This window comes from Ruegeria sp. O11, assembly GCF_056535285.1.
The window spans coordinates 1-16,812 of record NZ_JBQERS010000027.1 but is presented as its reverse complement, the minus strand read 5'-3'; the positions used below and the strand labels follow the sequence as shown (position 1 = coordinate 16,812).

The following is a 16,812-nucleotide window of genomic DNA, read 5'->3' as shown; positions in this document are numbered from 1 at the left end:
AGACGCGGAGTTGGCCATCTTCCAATACATCAACGGCTTCTACAATCCGCGACGGCGGCACTCAGCATTGGGCTGGAAAAGCCCGGTCGCCTTCGAACGGAAAGTGGCCTAAACGAGCACCTGGGGCGGCACTAATACGCGACAGGTCCAGTCCTCGTAATCTACCGTGTATGAGACTTGCACTGAAAGTATGCTTATTTCTGAACGTTCGAAACGCACCCATAGGTGCAATTTACCTCTTGGAAACCCGGCCTATCTGTCCTAAGTAGACGTGCGGAATAAAGCGTGCGATTCGTCGTGCGCTTTATTTCGTTTCGTCCAAGACGGTGGGTGGTGCCCTGCGGCCCCTTAATTGCCTGCCTGAGACGGGTAAGACCAAAGAATTCTGAGGGTCACGATCCTCGGGCGAGTTTTGGCCCATCCCGTAACAACGGACCTGAACGCCGGAGCGAAAGCTGCGGCAAATATGAGCCGGGGTGAGATATCGCCCCTAACTTGGAGAGAACTGTGGATAGAGCCCAGAAAGAGAAAGTGGTCGAGGAACTCGGCCAAATCTTCGAAAGCTCTGGCGTCGTAGTGGTTTCGCACTACGCCGGTCTGACAGTTGCCGAGATGCAGGACCTTCGCGCACGTGCTCGTGACGCGGGTGGTGCCGTGCGTGTTGCCAAGAACAGGCTCGCCAAAATCGCCCTTGAGGGTAAGCCGTGTGAAAGCATGGCCGACCTGCTGACAGGGATGACCGTTCTGACCTATTCCGAGGACCCCGTGGCAGCAGCCAAGGTGGCCGAGGACTTCGCCAAGGATAACAAGAATTTTGAGATCCTCGGCGGTGCTATGGGTGAGAACGCTCTGGACCGCAAAGGCGTCGAAACAGTTTCGAAAATGCCGTCTCGTGAAGAGCTTATTGCTTCGATCGTTGGCTGCATTGGCGCACCTGCTTCGAACATCGCCGGCGCGATTGGCGCACCTGCAAGCAACATCGCAAGCATCCTTTCCACCATCGAAGAGAAGGCGGAAGCTGCGTAAGCGGTTGGCACTGAATGATCTGCGTAGGGAAATATCCCTGACGTTGGAACACACACTGTAAACGGAAAGAGCTGATAAAATGGCTGATCTGAAAGCACTCGCAGAAAGCATCGTGGGTCTGACCCTGCTGGAAGCACAAGAACTGAAAACCATCCTCAAAGACGAATACGGCATCGAGCCTGCAGCTGGCGGCGCCGTAATGGTCGCAGCTGGTGGCGACGCCGGTGGCGCAGCTGAGGAAGAAAAAACCGAATTCGACGTCGTTCTGAAGAACGCCGGCGCTTCGAAAATCAACGTGATCAAAGAAGTTCGCGGCATCACCGGTCTGGGCCTGAAAGAAGCCAAGGAACTGGTCGAAGCTGGCGGCAAGATCAAAGAAGGCGTGTCGAAAGACGAAGCCGAAGAAGTCAAAGGCAAGCTGGAAGCAGCTGGCGCCGAAGTCGAGCTGGCCTAAGCCAACCGACAGGTGCATCGTTGATGCGCCGCAAATTTTGGCTGGGCCCGGAGAAATCCGGGTCCAGCCGAACCTGTCTTAGAAAGGGCCTCATTATCTGGGGCGTTTTCTAAGACACGGTTTTCGGAACGGGAGGCCACCTTCGGGACGGTGGCCACGAATTGATCCGGACGTGTCGTCTCGAATGTGCAAGATGCCGGGGCCCGACGGTGTCTTTGCCCGCTGAGAACATCGAAAGGTGACATCTGACATGGCTCAAACGTTCCTTGGCCAGAAACGTCTTCGTAAATATTACGGCAAAATCCGCGAAGTGCTGGAGATGCCAAACCTCATTGAGGTCCAGAAATCTTCTTATGATCTTTTCCTGCGCTCCGGCGATGCAGAACAGCCCACAGACGGCGAAGGCATCAAAGGTGTGTTCCAGTCGGTTTTCCCGATCAAGGATTTCAACGAAACCTCCGTTCTGGAGTTCGTGAAATACGATCTGGAAAAACCCAAATACGACGTCGAAGAGTGCATGCAGCGCGATATGACCTACAGCGCTCCGCTGAAGGTCACTCTGCGTCTGATCGTGTTTGATGTCGATGAGGATACCGGCGCCAAATCGGTCAAAGACATCAAGGAACAGGACGTGTTCATGGGCGATATGCCCCTGATGACACCGAACGGGACGTTCATCGTGAACGGCACCGAGCGTGTGATCGTGTCCCAGATGCACCGCTCACCCGGTGTGTTTTTTGACCACGACAAGGGCAAGACCCATTCCTCGGGCAAGCTGCTGTTTGCCTGCCGCATCATCCCGTATCGCGGCAGCTGGCTGGACTTTGAGTTCGACGCCAAGGACATCGTGTTCGCCCGTATCGACCGCCGCCGTAAGCTGCCTGTGACAACCCTGCTCTATGCGCTGGGTCTGGATCAGGAAGCGATCATGGACGCGTATTACAACACCGTGTCCTACAAACTGGATAAGAAGAAGGGTTGGGTCACACCGTTCTTCCCCGAGCGCGTGCGCGGCACCCGTCCGACTTACGATCTGGTTGACGCCAAATCTGGTGAAGTGATTGCAGAAGCGGGCAAAAAAGTCACTCCGCGCGCGGTCAAGAAACTGATCGACGAAGGTGCCGTCACCGACCTGCTGGTGCCCTTCGACAACATCGTCGGCAAGTACGTCGCCAAGGACATCATCAACGAAGAAAACGGCGCGATCTATGTCGAAGCCGGTGATGAGCTGACGCTGGAGTACGACAAGGACGGCGACCTGATCGGCGGCACCGTCAAGGACCTGATGGATGCAGGTATCACCGACATCCCGGTTCTGGACATCGACAACGTCAACGTAGGCCCCTACATGCGCAACACCATGGCTCAGGATAAGAACCTGAACCGTGAAAGCGCGCTGATGGACATCTACCGCGTTATGCGCCCGGGCGAGCCGCCCACCGTCGAAGCTGCGTCGGCCCTGTTCGACACCCTGTTCTTCGACAGCGAGCGTTATGACCTGTCCGCCGTAGGTCGCGTGAAGATGAACATGCGTCTGGCTCTGGACGCGCCGGACACCCTGCGCACCCTGCGCCGCGAAGACATCGTGGCTTGCATTAAGGCGCTGGTTGAGTTGCGCGATGGCAAAGGCGACGTGGACGATATCGACCACCTCGGCAACCGTCGTGTACGTTCGGTCGGCGAACTGATGGAAAACCAATACCGCGTCGGTTTGCTGCGCATGGAGCGCGCGATCAAAGAGCGTATGTCGTCTGTCGAGATCGACACCGTCATGCCGCAAGACCTGATCAACGCGAAACCGGCTGCGGCTGCTGTCCGCGAATTCTTCGGCTCGTCGCAGCTGTCGCAGTTCATGGACCAGACCAACCCGCTGTCGGAAGTCACCCACAAACGCCGTCTCTCGGCGCTTGGCCCCGGTGGTCTGACACGTGAGCGTGCGGGCTTTGAGGTGCGCGACGTGCACCCGACCCACTATGGCCGGATGTGCCCGATTGAAACGCCGGAAGGTCCGAACATCGGTCTGATCAACTCGCTGGCCACATTCGCCCGCGTGAACAAGTATGGCTTTATCGAAACACCCTACCGCGTCGTCAAAGACGCCGAGGTGACCGATGAGGTTCACTACATGTCCGCGACCGAGGAAATGCGTCACACCGTGGCGCAGGCGAACGCGACGTTGGATGCGGATGGCAAGTTCATCAACGATCTGGTTTCGACCCGTCAGGCCGGTGACTACACGCTTGCCCCGCGCGAGAATGTGGACCTGATCGACGTGTCGCCGAAACAGCTGGTATCAGTAGCTGCATCGCTGATCCCGTTCCTTGAAAATGACGACGCCAACCGCGCTCTGATGGGCTCGAACATGCAACGTCAGGCGGTTCCGCTGCTGCGCGCCGAGGCACCGCTGGTTGGTACCGGGATCGAGGAAAAGGTTGCCATCGACTCGGGTGCTGCGATCCAGGCGAAACGCGCCGGTATCATCGACCAGGTTGATGCCCAGCGTATCGTTATCCGCGCCACCGAAGATCTGGAACTGGGCGACGCTGGCGTTGACATCTATCGTCTGCGCAAATTCCAGCGTTCGAACCAGAACACCTGCATCAACCAGCGTCCGCTGATCAAGGTGGGTGACACCGTCCAGAAGGACGAGGTTATTGCCGATGGTCCGTCGACCGATATGGGTGAACTGGCCCTTGGTAAGAACGTGGTCGTCGCGTTCATGCCTTGGAACGGCTACAACTATGAAGACTCGATCCTGATTTCGGAACGTATCGCGCGCGATGACGTCTTTACCTCGGTCCATATCGAGGAATTTGAAGTCGCCGCCCGAGACACCAAGTTGGGTCCGGAAGAGATCACTCGCGACATCCCGAACGTCGGTGAAGAAGCGCTGCGCAACCTCGACGAGGCGGGCATCGTTTACATCGGCGCGGATGTTGAGCCGGGCGATATTCTGGTGGGCAAGATCACTCCGAAGGGCGAAAGCCCGATGACCCCGGAAGAAAAGCTGCTGCGCGCCATCTTTGGTGAGAAGGCATCTGACGTGCGCGACACCTCGCTGCGCGTGAAGCCGGGCGATTACGGTACGGTCGTTGAGGTCCGCGTCTTCAACCGTCACGGCGTCGAGAAAGACGAGCGTGCGCTGCAGATCGAGCGTGAGGAAGTCGAACGTTTGGCCCGTGACCGGGACGACGAGCTGGCGATCCTTGACCGCAACATCTATGCGCGTCTGCAGGGCCTGATCCTGGGTAAGACCGCTGTCAAAGGCCCGAAAGGCGTCAAGCCAGGCTCGGTGATCACCGAGGAACTGCTGGAAACCCTGACCCGTGGTCAGTGGTGGCAGCTGGCGCTGGAAGGCGAGCAGGACGCACAGATCGTCGAGGCTCTGAACGAGCAGTACGAAGTGCAAAAGCGTGCTCTGGACGCTCGTTTCGAGGACAAGGTCGAGAAGGTCCGCCGTGGCGACGACCTGCCGCCGGGTGTGATGAAGATGGTCAAAGTCTTCATCGCCGTGAAGCGTAAGCTGCAGCCGGGTGACAAGATGGCCGGTCGTCACGGGAACAAAGGTGTGATCTCCAAGGTTGTTCCGATGGAAGACATGCCGTTCCTGGCCGATGGTACTCCGGTTGACTTCTGTCTGAACCCGTTGGGCGTGCCTTCGCGTATGAACGTTGGTCAGATCCTTGAAACCCACATGGGTTGGGCCGCACGCGGTCTGGGTCTGAACATCGACGACGCTCTGGGTGAATACCGCCGTTCCGGCGATCTGACCCCGGTTCGCGAAGCGATGAAGCTGGCCTATGGCGAAAATGTCTACGAAGAAGGCATCACCGGTCTGGACGAGGATGGCCTGATCGAGGCTGCGGGCAACGTAACCCGCGGTGTTCCGATCGCAACCCCGGTCTTCGACGGTGCCAAAGAGGCTGACGTCAACGACGCGCTGGTGCGTGCGGGCTTCTCGGAAAGCGGTCAGTCGGTTCTGTTCGACGGTCGCACCGGTGAGCAATTCGCGCGTCCGGTGACCGTGGGCATCAAGTACCTGCTGAAACTGCACCACCTGGTGGATGACAAAATCCACGCGCGTTCGACCGGGCCGTATAGCCTGGTTACCCAGCAGCCGCTGGGTGGTAAGGCGCAGTTCGGTGGTCAGCGCTTTGGAGAGATGGAGGTCTGGGCTCTGGAAGCTTACGGCGCCGCCTACACCCTGCAGGAGATGCTCACCGTGAAATCGGATGACGTCGCCGGCCGGACCAAGGTCTATGAGTCGATCGTCAAGGGCGAGGATAACTTCGAAGCGGGCGTACCGGAATCGTTCAACGTTCTGGTTAAAGAAGTCCGTGGTCTCGGCCTGAATATGGAACTCCTGGATGCGGAGGTTGAGGAGTAAGGGCCTTGCCCTTTCTCCCGTCCCCCCTTCCGCAAGATTTGAGGTAACAAATGAACCAGGAAATCACCAACAACCCGTTCAACCCGCTGACGCCCCCGAAAGTATTCGACGAGATCAAGGTCTCGCTGGCCAGCCCTGAGCGGATTCTGTCTTGGTCCTATGGCGAGATCAAGAAACCCGAAACCATCAACTACCGGACGTTCAAGCCTGAACGTGACGGTCTGTTCTGCGCGCGTATCTTTGGCCCGATCAAAGATTACGAATGCCTGTGCGGCAAATATAAGCGGATGAAGTATCGCGGCGTTGTCTGCGAGAAATGCGGTGTGGAAGTCACTCTGCAAAAAGTCCGCCGCGAGCGTATGGGCCATATCGAACTGGCCGCGCCCGTCGCACATATCTGGTTCCTGAAATCGCTGCCGTCCCGCATAGGTCTGATGCTGGACATGACGCTGCGCGATCTGGAACGCGTTCTGTACTTTGAAAACTACGTCGTTATCGAGCCCGGTCTGACCGACCTGACCTACGGCCAGATGCTGACCGAAGAAGAGTACATGGACGCACAGGATGCCTATGGCATGGACGCGTTCACCGCCAATATCGGTGCTGAAGCCATCCGTGAGATGCTGGCCCAGATCGATCTGGAAGCCGAAGCCGAGCAGCTGCGCGCTGATCTGGCCGAAGCAACCGGCGAGCTGAAGCCCAAGAAGATCATCAAGCGTCTGAAGGTTGTTGAATCCTTCCTCGAGTCGGGCAACCGGCCTGAGTGGATGGTGATGACCGTGATCCCGGTCATTCCGCCGGAACTGCGTCCGCTGGTTCCGCTGGATGGTGGCCGTTTCGCGACCTCGGATCTGAACGATCTGTATCGCCGCGTCATCAACCGGAACAACCGTCTGAAGCGTCTGATCGAGCTGCGCGCACCTGATATCATCGTCCGTAACGAAAAGCGGATGCTGCAGGAATCCGTGGATGCTCTGTTCGACAATGGCCGTCGTGGCCGCGTGATCACCGGCGCCAACAAGCGTCCGCTGAAATCGCTGTCGGACATGCTGAAAGGTAAGCAGGGTCGCTTCCGTCAGAACCTTCTGGGTAAGCGCGTCGACTTCTCGGGCCGTTCGGTCATTGTGACCGGTCCGGAACTCAAGCTGCACCAGTGTGGTCTGCCCAAGAAGATGGCGCTGGAACTGTTCAAGCCGTTCATCTATTCGCGCCTTGAAGCCAAGGGTCTGTCTTCGACTGTTAAGCAGGCGAAGAAACTGGTCGAGAAAGAGCGTCCCGAAGTTTGGGATATCCTCGACGAGGTGATCCGCGAACACCCTGTCATGCTGAACCGTGCGCCGACGCTGCACCGTCTTGGCATTCAGGCGTTTGAGCCGGTTCTGATCGAAGGTAAAGCGATCCAGCTGCACCCGCTGGTCTGCTCGGCCTTTAACGCCGACTTCGACGGTGACCAGATGGCCGTTCACGTGCCGCTGAGCCTTGAGGCCCAGCTGGAAGCCCGTGTTCTGATGATGTCGACGAACAACGTTCTGTCGCCTGCAAACGGTGCGCCGATCATCGTTCCGTCGCAGGATATGATTCTGGGTCTGTACTACGTGACCCTGGAACGCGAAGGCATGCCGGGCGAAGGCAAGGTCTTCGGTTCGATCGAAGAAGTTCAGCACGCGCTGGACGCGGGTGAGGTGCATCTGCACTCGAAAATCACCGCGCGGATCACGCAGATCGACGACGAAGGCAACGAAGTTCAAAAGCGCTATGAAACCACTCCGGGCCGTCTACGTCTGGGTGCGTTGCTGCCGATGAACAACAAAGCGCCGTTCGAGCTGGTCAACCGCCTGCTGCGGAAGAAAGAAGTGCAGCAGGTGATCGACACCGTCTACCGTTACTGCGGTCAGAAAGAGTCGGTCATCTTCTGTGACCAGATCATGTCGATGGGCTTCAAAGAAGCGTTCAAGGCGGGCATCTCGTTCGGTAAAGACGACATGGTTATTCCCGATGACAAGTGGGGCATCGTCGATGACACCCGCGGTCAGGTGAAAGACTTTGAACAGCAGTACATGGACGGCCTGATCACTCAGGGCGAAAAGTACAACAAGGTTGTCGATGCCTGGTCGAAGTGTAACGACCGCGTCACCGAGGCGATGATGAGCACCATCTCGGACGTCGCCAAGGCCGAAGACGGGTCGGATCAGGAACCGAACTCGGTCTACATGATGGCCCACTCCGGTGCGCGTGGCTCGGTTACTCAGATGAAACAGCTAGGCGGTATGCGCGGCCTGATGGCCAAGCCGAACGGTGACATCATCGAGACGCCGATCATCTCGAACTTTAAGGAAGGTCTGACCGTTCTCGAGTACTTCAACTCGACCCACGGTGCCCGTAAGGGTCTGTCGGATACCGCTCTGAAGACGGCGAACTCGGGTTACCTGACCCGTCGTCTGGTGGATGTCGCTCAGGACTGCATCGTTCGTGAGATCGACTGTGGTACCGAGCGTGCGATCACTGCCGAAGCCGCCGTGAACGACGGCGAGGTTGTTGCCTCGCTGGCCGAACGCGTGCTGGGCCGTGTAGCTGCGGACGATGTTCTGCGTCCGGGCACGGACGAGGTGATCGTTGCCGCTGGTCAGTTGATTGACGAGCGCATGGCCGACACTATCGATGAAGCCGGTGTTGCATCGATGCGTATCCGCTCGCCTCTGACCTGCGAGTCCGAGGAAGGCGTCTGCGCCACCTGCTACGGTCGTGACCTTGCACGCGGTACCATGGTGAACACAGGTGAGGCTGTCGGCATCATCGCCGCGCAGTCCATCGGTGAACCTGGTACACAGCTGACCATGCGGACCTTCCACATTGGTGGTGTTGCGCAAGGTGGTCAACAGTCGTTCCAGGAAGCCAGCCAGGAAGGTGTCGTTTCTTTCGAGAACCCGCAGATTCTGGTCAATGCCGCAGGCGAAAGCCTCGTTATGGGCCGGAACATGAAGCTGGTGATCAGCGATGAACACGGCGAAGAGCGTGCCAGCCACAAGCTGGGCTACGGTTCCAAGCTGTTTGTCAAAGACGGCACAAAGGTTGCGCGTGGCGACAAGCTGTTCGAATGGGACCCCTACACTCTGCCGATCATCGCCGAGAAGGCCGGTACTGCGAAATATGTCGACCTTGTTTCGGGCATCGCTGTCCGCGATGAGACCGACGATGCAACCGGCATGACCCAGAAGATCGTGATCGACTGGCGCGCTGCCCCGAAAGGCAGCGATCTGAAGCCCGAGATCATTCTGGTTGGCGAAGATGGCGAGCCGGTCCGCAACGATGCGGGCAACCCGGTTCACTATCCGATGTCGGTGGATGCGATCTTGTCGGTTGAAGATGGTCAGACAATCGAAGCCGGTGACGTTGTTGCGCGTATCCCGCGTGAAGGCGCCAAGACCAAGGACATCACTGGTGGTCTGCCGCGCGTGGCCGAACTGTTCGAAGCACGTCGACCGAAAGATCACGCGATCATCGCAGAAGCCGATGGTTACGTGCGCTTTGGCCGCGACTACAAGAACAAGCGCCGCATCAGCATCGAACCGGCTGACGAGGCCATGGAGACCATCGAGTACATGGTGCCCAAGGGCAAGCACATCCCGGTCGCCGAAGGGGACTTCATCCAGAAGGGTGAATACCTGATGGACGGCAACCCGGCTCCGCATGACATCCTGTCCATCATGGGTGTCGAAGCGCTGGCGGATTACATGATCGATGAGGTGCAGGACGTCTATCGTCTGCAGGGCGTGAAGATCAACGACAAGCACATCGAGGTCATCGTGCGCCAGATGCTGCAGAAGTGGGAGATCCTGGATTCAGGCGACACCACCTTGCTGAAAGGCGAACATGTCGACAAGCAGGAGTTCGACGCTGCCAACGAGAAAACCATCTCGCGCGGCGGCCGTCCGGCTCAGGGCGAACCGATCCTCCTGGGGATCACCAAAGCCTCGCTGCAGACGCGTTCGTTCATCTCGGCGGCCTCGTTCCAGGAAACCACTCGCGTTCTGACCGAAGCCTCGGTTCAGGGCAAGAAGGACAAGCTGGTTGGCCTGAAAGAGAACGTCATCGTAGGTCGCTTGATCCCCGCCGGTACCGGTGGGGCCACGCAGGCCGTCCGCCACATCGCGCAGTCGCGTGACAACGTGGTTATCGAAGCCCGCCGGGAAGAGGCCGAAGCGGCCGCTGCTTTGGCCGCTCCGACATTCGACGACGATATGGTCGGTGATGAGCTGGACGTTCTGGTGGAAACACCGGAGAGCCGCGAATAAGCACCGCAGCATAAAACAAATGAGGCCCTGCAAAAATGCGGGGCCTTTTTTTGTTTAGCCCGTGGCGTACCGTTTTAATCGTTCCTCCAGCGTACCGCTGTGCAGTTCAAACATATGGTTGTCGTAATCATAAAAATAGATCGATTGACCTTCGCCGGGTATGCGGGATCGACCCTCCCGGATTTCAAGGCCAAGCGACCGGATGCGTTGCAATCTGTCGTCATACTCATCTACACCCATCTTGAACGCGACGTGATTGTAGGTTTTTTCGGACAGTGGATCGCCCTCCATAATCGCGACCCAAACACCCCCGATATCGAAAAACCGCTCTTTTGAAAGCGAGAAAGTCCGATCGCCGCTGTCGTAGATTTTTTTGGCATCCAGAATTTTTGTCAGTACCTCTTCCATCTTGTCCAGATTTCGGGTGATGAAGGTAATATGGCTCAGGCCCTCAATCACAGTGCACCTCTTCAGTTTGACCGGACTTCAAAATAACAATGTACCGGTCAAAGTCAGCCTCTAGGTCCATCCTGACTCACCTGCGATGGCTGATTATCCATTGCAGAGTTGACATTGGGTTTGCCTGATTGGCCAATGGGCACATTGTAGTGGGATCGGGCGAAATCAGAATGACACCAAATCTAAGGGGCGCCTTGCTGATGATGGGCAGCATGGCTGCCTTTACTGTCAACGATACGCTCGTGAAGGTGGTGGGGCAGGATATGCCGCTGTTCCAGTTGGTCGCCACACGAGGGGCGTTGGCAACGATTCTCGTGTTCTTTCTTGCACGCCATCTTGGGGCGCTTCATTTGGATTTTTCCCGCCACGATAAGTGGTTGGTAGTGTTTCGATGCCTTGCCGAATTGTCGGCGACATTCTTCTTCCTGACTGCGTTAATGCACATGCCGTTGGCCAATGTAACGGCGGTGTTGCAAGCGTTACCCTTGACTGTGACTCTGGGCGCTGCGTTGTTTTTTCAGGAAAAAATCGGGTGGCGGAGGATTGTCGCGATTGCAATGGGATTTGTTGGAATGTTGCTGATCGTTCGGCCCGGCCCGGACGGCTTCAGCATTTACGCCATATATGCTCTGATTGCGGTTGCATCGGTTACGGCCCGTGACCTGATCACGCGACGCATGTCCGCAGAAGTGCCATCCATGGTCGTGACGTTGGCAACATCGCTTTCTATTACCACTGTTGCTGCAATCGTTTCAGTTTTCGAGGGGTGGGTGCCGGTTTCGACCCCATCAGGTGCGATGGTCGCCAGTGCAGCGGTCTTTGTTTTGATGGGGTATCTGTTCAGCGTCATGGTGATGCGCGTGGGCGAGGTCGGTTTTATTGCGCCATTCCGCTATTCCAGTCTGCTTTGGGCGCTGGGGCTTGGATGGGCGGTTTTTGGCGACTGGCCCGACTCGATTACCCTTTTGGGTGCGGCATTGGTCGTCGGGGCAGGGATGTTCACACTGTTCCGCGAACGATCGCGTCAGGCGGAGGATTGAGGCAAACGCAAGAAACCCGGGTCTATCGCAAAACGTGTGACCAATTCGGTCTCGATCTTAGGTGTTATCGGAGCAAGTTGCGCCTTCTGCTTCTCTGCGCGCGGCGAGTCGTTGGAGTTGTTCAGTGACCTGATCCACATCGGGTGATCAGGATAGCTGATAACCGGCATGAAACGTCCGATCCGGTTATGGGTGAAGCTTATGATTGTATGGTTACACCCACCTGCGATGAGCATTCCCAAACCCACCCCAAGCAGAGACTTGTAGACCTGCGCGGCCTGAACTCCGCCGGGTTCAAAACTGGCCTGATATCCGTTGTTGAAATCGATGCCGATGGCCTGGTTTTTCCCGATCAGTCCGACACCATCCTCTGCCGTCTCGCGTAGTCTTTCGATGAAATCAACAGATACGCTGTCGTCGTCATCATGGCGAAACTGAAGACAAGGCCGATCCGGGCTTAAACGCGCATCCTGCAGGATCCGCTTCATGACCTGCCGATGTTTTTGGTTCGGTTTGACGGGTCTTTGGATGATCTGAACCTGCTTGATGTCAGCGGTCAGATCCTTAAGCCGGTCAAACGCCGCCTTCGGAAGACACTCTCCGACAGCGATCAGAAGCTGGAAATCCTCATCGGTTTGTGCGCGAAAGCTGGGCAAGGTTAGGGATTCAAACAGGCGAAACCGCTCTTCCAGTCGGGTAGGGTGGTATAAATGGCGGCGCCGCTCTTCGACCGTGTCGTGTTCGATTTGGAAATCGCCGAGGGCAGGGAATGAAAATCGGCACAGGCCAATGACTTGCATGGATCATCCAATGGATAGCGGGACGCGCCCACTATGCACGCGGTAGGTATAAGCCGCAATGCGGGCGAACAGTGGAATTCCCAGCCCAATCCTGATAAATGGCTGATATCTTGATGTGCCACACGCCTTTATTGCATGGCTGTTGACACTCGGGCCGACTCCCCCTATTACGCGCGACATCTCGGTACCGGGGGCCGCCCCGTAACCGATTTCAGTAATGAACTGGTCAAGGCCCGGACACTTTTATCGTTCGCGCCCTCTGATAACAAACCGCGACGTTCACCTCGGAATGGGAACGCTCGCGGGTTTTGCGCTTGTGGACGCATAAGTGCAGCGAATTTAACCGCACGCAGCCGCGTGCATGTCATGTGTGTTGCAAAACGGGGAAGAAACCGGAATGCCAACTATTCAACAGCTGATCCGCAAGCCGCGGCAGCCCAAAGTAAAACGCTCGAAGTCCATGCACCTGGAGCAGTGCCCGCAGAAACGCGGCGTCTGCACACGTGTTTACACCACCACACCTAAAAAGCCGAACTCGGCGATGCGTAAGGTTGCCAAAGTGCGCCTGACCAACGGGTTTGAGGTCATCTCGTACATCCCCGGTGAAAGCCACAACCTGCAGGAACACTCGGTTGTTCTGATCCGTGGCGGCCGTGTAAAAGACCTTCCCGGTGTGCGTTACCACATCCTGCGCGGTGTTCTGGATACTCAGGGCGTCAAAGATCGTAAGCAACGTCGTTCGAAATACGGCGCGAAGCGTCCCAAGTAAGAAGGAGAGGCTGATATGTCACGTCGTCACGCCGCCGAAAAACGCGAAGTCCTGCCTGACGCCAAATTTGGCGACAAGGTACTGACCAAATTCATGAACAACCTGATGATCGACGGCAAGAAGTCGGTCGCAGAGCGCATCGTCTACAACGCATTTGATCGCGTTGAAAACAAGGTAAAGCGCGCTCCTGTCGAAGTGTTCCACGAAGCGCTCGACAACATCAAACCGTCGGTTGAGGTTCGCTCGCGCCGGGTTGGTGGTGCAACCTATCAGGTTCCGGTCGAAGTGCGCCCCGAGCGCCGCGAAGCACTGGCCATCCGCTGGCTGATCACTGCTGCGCGCGGCCGTAATGAAAACACCATGGAAGAGCGCCTTGCAGGTGAGCTGTTGGACGCTGTTCAGTCCCGCGGTACTGCCGTCAAGAAACGCGAAGACACCCACAAGATGGCCGAGGCGAACAAAGCCTTCAGCCATTACCGTTGGTAATCCCAGAGGCTTAGACAAATGTCACGCGAATATCCTCTCGAACTGTACCGTAACTTCGGTATCATGGCGCACATCGACGCAGGTAAAACCACCTGCTCGGAGCGTATCCTGTATTACACTGGCAAATCCCACAACATCGGTGAGGTGCACGATGGTGCAGCCACCATGGACTGGATGGAGCAGGAGCAGGAACGCGGCATCACCATCACTTCGGCTGCGACCACCACTTTCTGGGAGCGCACCGAGGACGGTCAGACCGCAGAAACCCCGAAGCACCGCCTGAACATCATCGACACCCCCGGCCACGTTGACTTCACCATTGAAGTTGAGCGTTCGCTGGCGGTTCTCGACGGTGCCGTCTGCGTTCTGGACGCAAACGCCGGTGTTGAGCCCCAGACCGAAACCGTGTGGCGTCAGGCTGACCGCTACAAGGTTCCGCGTATGGTTTTCGTCAACAAAATGGACAAGATCGGCGCTGACTTCTTCAACTGCGTCAACATGATCGAAGACCGCACCGGCGCACGCGCTGTACCGGTTGGTATCCCGATCGGTGCCGAGTCCGAGCTGGAAGGTCTGATCGACCTGGTCACCATGGAAGAGTGGCTGTGGCAGGGCGAAGATCTGGGCGCAAGCTGGATTAAAGCTCCGATCCGGGACAGCCTGAAAGACATGGCTGACGAATGGCGCGGCAAGATGATCGAAGCGGCCGTCGAAATGGACGACGACGCGATGATGGAATACCTGGAAGGCAATGAGCCCGACGTTCCGACCCTGCGCGCCCTGCTGCGCAAAGGCACCCTGGACATCGCGTTTGTTCCGGTTCTGGGTGGTTCGGCGTTCAAGAACAAAGGCGTTCAGCCGCTGCTCAACGCTGTGATCGACTATCTGCCCAGCCCGCTGGACGTTGTCGATTACATGGGCTTCAAACCCGGCGACGAGGAAGAAGTTCGTGACATCGCCCGTCGTGCCGATGACGACATGGCCTTCTCGGGCCTAGCGTTCAAAATCATGAACGACCCCTTTGTTGGCTCGCTGACCTTCACTCGGATCTACTCGGGCACCATGAACAAGGGTGACTCGATCCTGAACTCGACCAAAGGTAAGAAAGAGCGCATCGGTCGTATGATGATGATGCACTCGAACAACCGGGAAGAGATCGAAGAAGCGTTTGCAGGCGACATCATCGCGCTGGCGGGTCTGAAAGACACTACCACCGGTGACACTCTGTGTGATGCGAAGGATCCGGTGGTTCTGGAAACCATGACCTTCCCCGATCCGGTGATCGAGATCGCGGTTGAGCCTAAAACCAAGGGCGACCAAGAGAAGATGTCCCAGGGTCTGGCGCGTTTGGCTGCCGAAGACCCGTCCTTCCGTGTGGAAACTGATCTGGAATCGGGTCAGACCATCATGAAGGGCATGGGCGAACTTCACCTGGACATCCTGGTTGACCGCCTGAAGCGTGAGTTCAAGGTTGAGGCCAACATCGGTGCGCCGCAGGTGGCTTATCGTGAGACCATCGGTCACGAGGTCGAGCATACCTACACCCACAAGAAACAGTCGGGTGGTTCGGGTCAGTTCGCCGAAGTGAAGATGATCATCTCGCCGACCGAGCCTGCCGAAGGTTACTCGTTCGAAAGCCGCATCGTTGGTGGCGCGGTACCGAAGGAATACATCCCCGGTGTTGAAAAAGGCATCAACTCGGTCATGGACAGCGGCCCGCTGGCTGGTTTCCCCGTGATCGACTTCAAGGTTGCCCTGATCGACGGTAAGTTCCACGATGTTGACTCGAGCGTTCTGGCGTTCGAAATCGCTGCCCGTATGTGTATGCGTGAAGGTATGCGCAAAGCTGGCGCGAAACTGCTGGAACCGATCATGAAGGTCGAAGTGATCACCCCGGAAGAATATACCGGCGGTATCATCGGCGACCTTACCTCGCGTCGTGGCCAGGTGTCTGGTCAGGAGCCACGCGGCAACGCAATCGCGATCGATGCATTTGTTCCGCTGGCCAACATGTTCGGCTACATCAACACATTGCGTTCGATGTCGTCGGGCCGCGCCCAGTTCACCATGCAGTTCGACCATTACGATCCGGTTCCGCAGAACATCTCGGACGAGATTCAGGCGAAATACGCATAAGCGAAGATTTGAGGGAGTCCGGATCACGGGCTCCCTTCATTACCGAAAAAGGAGGCCATCATGGCAAAGGAAAAGTTTGAGCGTAATAAGCCGCACGTCAACATCGGCACGATTGGCCACGTTGACCACGGCAAGACCACGCTGACCGCAGCAATCACCAAGTATTTCGGTGACTTCAAAGCGTATGACCAGATTGACGGTGCGCCTGAAGAAAAAGCACGTGGCATCACCATCTCGACCGCCCACGTGGAGTACGAGACTGACAACCGCCACTACGCGCACGTCGACTGCCCCGGCCACGCTGACTACGTCAAGAACATGATCACCGGTGCTGCCCAGATGGACGGCGCGATCCTGGTTGTGAACGCAGCTGACGGCCCGATGCCGCAGACCCGCGAGCACATCCTGCTGGGCCGCCAGGTTGGCATCCCGAAGATGGTCGTGTTCATGAACAAAGTTGACCAGGTTGACGACGAAGAGCTGCTGGAACTGGTTGAGATGGAAGTTCGCGAACTGCTGTCTAGCTATGAATACCCCGGCGACGATATTCCGATCATCGCAGGTTCGGCTCTGGCCGCGATGGAAGGCAACAACCCGGAAATCGGCGAAGAGAAGATCAAGGAACTGATGGCGGCTGTAGATGACTACATCGACACCCCTGAGCGTGAAGTTGACAAGCCGTTCCTGATGCCGGTCGAAGACGTGTTCTCGATCTCGGGCCGTGGTACCGTTGTGACCGGTCGTGTTGAGCGTGGCGTGATCAATGTTGGCGACGAGATCGAAATCGTCGGCATCCGCGACACTCAGAAAACCACCTGTACTGGTGTTGAAATGTTCCGCAAGCTGCTGGATCGCGGTGAAGCGGGCGACAACATCGGCGCTCTGCTGCGCGGTATCGACCGTGACGGCGTTGAGCGTGGCCAGGTTCTGTGTAAGCCGGGTTCGGTGACACCGCACACCAAG

General features: G+C 57.2%; 11 protein-coding genes. 9 read left to right on the top strand and 2 right to left on the bottom strand.

Going from position 1 to position 16,812, the window contains the following annotated elements:
* The first annotated feature begins 507 nt into the window (after positions 1-507).
* From rplJ to rpoC, 4 genes are all read left to right on the top strand, one after another.
* Positions 508-1,026 carry a 50S ribosomal protein L10 gene (gene rplJ, locus ACRZ91_RS21820; RefSeq protein WP_010441181.1) on the top strand — a complete coding sequence of 173 codons (519 nt, stop codon included), beginning with the start codon at positions 508-510 and terminating at the stop codon, positions 1,024-1,026.
* Between the two features lie 79 nt (positions 1,027-1,105).
* Positions 1,106-1,480 carry a 50S ribosomal protein L7/L12 gene (rplL, locus tag ACRZ91_RS21815; protein ID WP_010441182.1) on the top strand — a complete coding sequence of 125 codons (375 nt, stop codon included), beginning with the start codon at positions 1,106-1,108 and terminating at the stop codon, positions 1,478-1,480.
* 250 nt (positions 1,481-1,730) lie between these two features.
* Positions 1,731-5,867 carry a DNA-directed RNA polymerase subunit beta gene (rpoB, locus tag ACRZ91_RS21810; RefSeq protein WP_480908575.1) on the top strand — a complete coding sequence of 1,379 codons (4,137 nt, stop codon included), beginning with the start codon at positions 1,731-1,733 and terminating at the stop codon, positions 5,865-5,867.
* Between the two features lie 50 nt (positions 5,868-5,917).
* The gene (gene rpoC / locus ACRZ91_RS21805; RefSeq protein WP_480908573.1) at positions 5,918-10,159 is read left to right on the top strand and encodes a DNA-directed RNA polymerase subunit beta'; all 4,242 of its coding nucleotides are present in this window, start codon (positions 5,918-5,920) and stop codon (positions 10,157-10,159) included.
* Between the two features lie 54 nt (positions 10,160-10,213).
* Here rpoC and fosX read toward each other — a convergent pair whose 3' ends face one another.
* The gene (gene fosX / locus ACRZ91_RS21800; RefSeq protein WP_480908571.1) at positions 10,214-10,618 is read right to left on the bottom strand and encodes a FosX/FosE/FosI family fosfomycin resistance hydrolase; all 405 of its coding nucleotides are present in this window, start codon (positions 10,616-10,618) and stop codon (positions 10,214-10,216) included.
* 170 nt (positions 10,619-10,788) lie between these two features.
* Between fosX and ACRZ91_RS21795 the strand changes: the two genes are divergently transcribed.
* A complete protein-coding gene (locus ACRZ91_RS21795) occupies positions 10,789-11,658 on the top strand; it encodes a DMT family transporter (RefSeq protein WP_480908569.1) in 870 nt (289 codons plus the stop codon).
* Here ACRZ91_RS21795 and ACRZ91_RS21790 read toward each other — a convergent pair.
* On the bottom strand, positions 11,643-12,458 hold the full coding sequence (locus tag ACRZ91_RS21790) for a glycosyltransferase (RefSeq protein ID WP_480908567.1): 816 nt from the start codon (positions 12,456-12,458) through the stop codon (positions 11,643-11,645). The two genes, ACRZ91_RS21795 and ACRZ91_RS21790, sit on opposite strands and share 16 nt — an antisense overlap.
* A gap of 397 nt (positions 12,459-12,855) precedes the next feature.
* Here ACRZ91_RS21790 and rpsL point away from each other — a divergent pair, with 397 nt between their 5' ends.
* The 4 genes from rpsL to tuf form a co-directional block, all read left to right on the top strand.
* A complete protein-coding gene (rpsL, locus tag ACRZ91_RS21785) occupies positions 12,856-13,227 on the top strand; it encodes a 30S ribosomal protein S12 (protein WP_005621086.1) in 372 nt (123 codons plus the stop codon).
* Positions 13,228-13,242: 15 nt separating this feature from the next.
* On the top strand, positions 13,243-13,713 hold the full coding sequence (rpsG, locus tag ACRZ91_RS21780; RefSeq protein WP_010441203.1) for a 30S ribosomal protein S7: 471 nt from the start codon (positions 13,243-13,245) through the stop codon (positions 13,711-13,713).
* Positions 13,714-13,731: 18 nt separating this feature from the next.
* The gene (gene fusA / locus ACRZ91_RS21775; RefSeq protein ID WP_480652400.1) at positions 13,732-15,849 is read left to right on the top strand and encodes an elongation factor G; all 2,118 of its coding nucleotides are present in this window, start codon (positions 13,732-13,734) and stop codon (positions 15,847-15,849) included.
* Positions 15,850-15,909: 60 nt separating this feature from the next.
* A partial coding sequence (tuf, locus tag ACRZ91_RS21770) for an elongation factor Tu (protein ID WP_480908565.1) occupies positions 15,910-16,812 on the top strand: 903 nt, incomplete at its 3' end.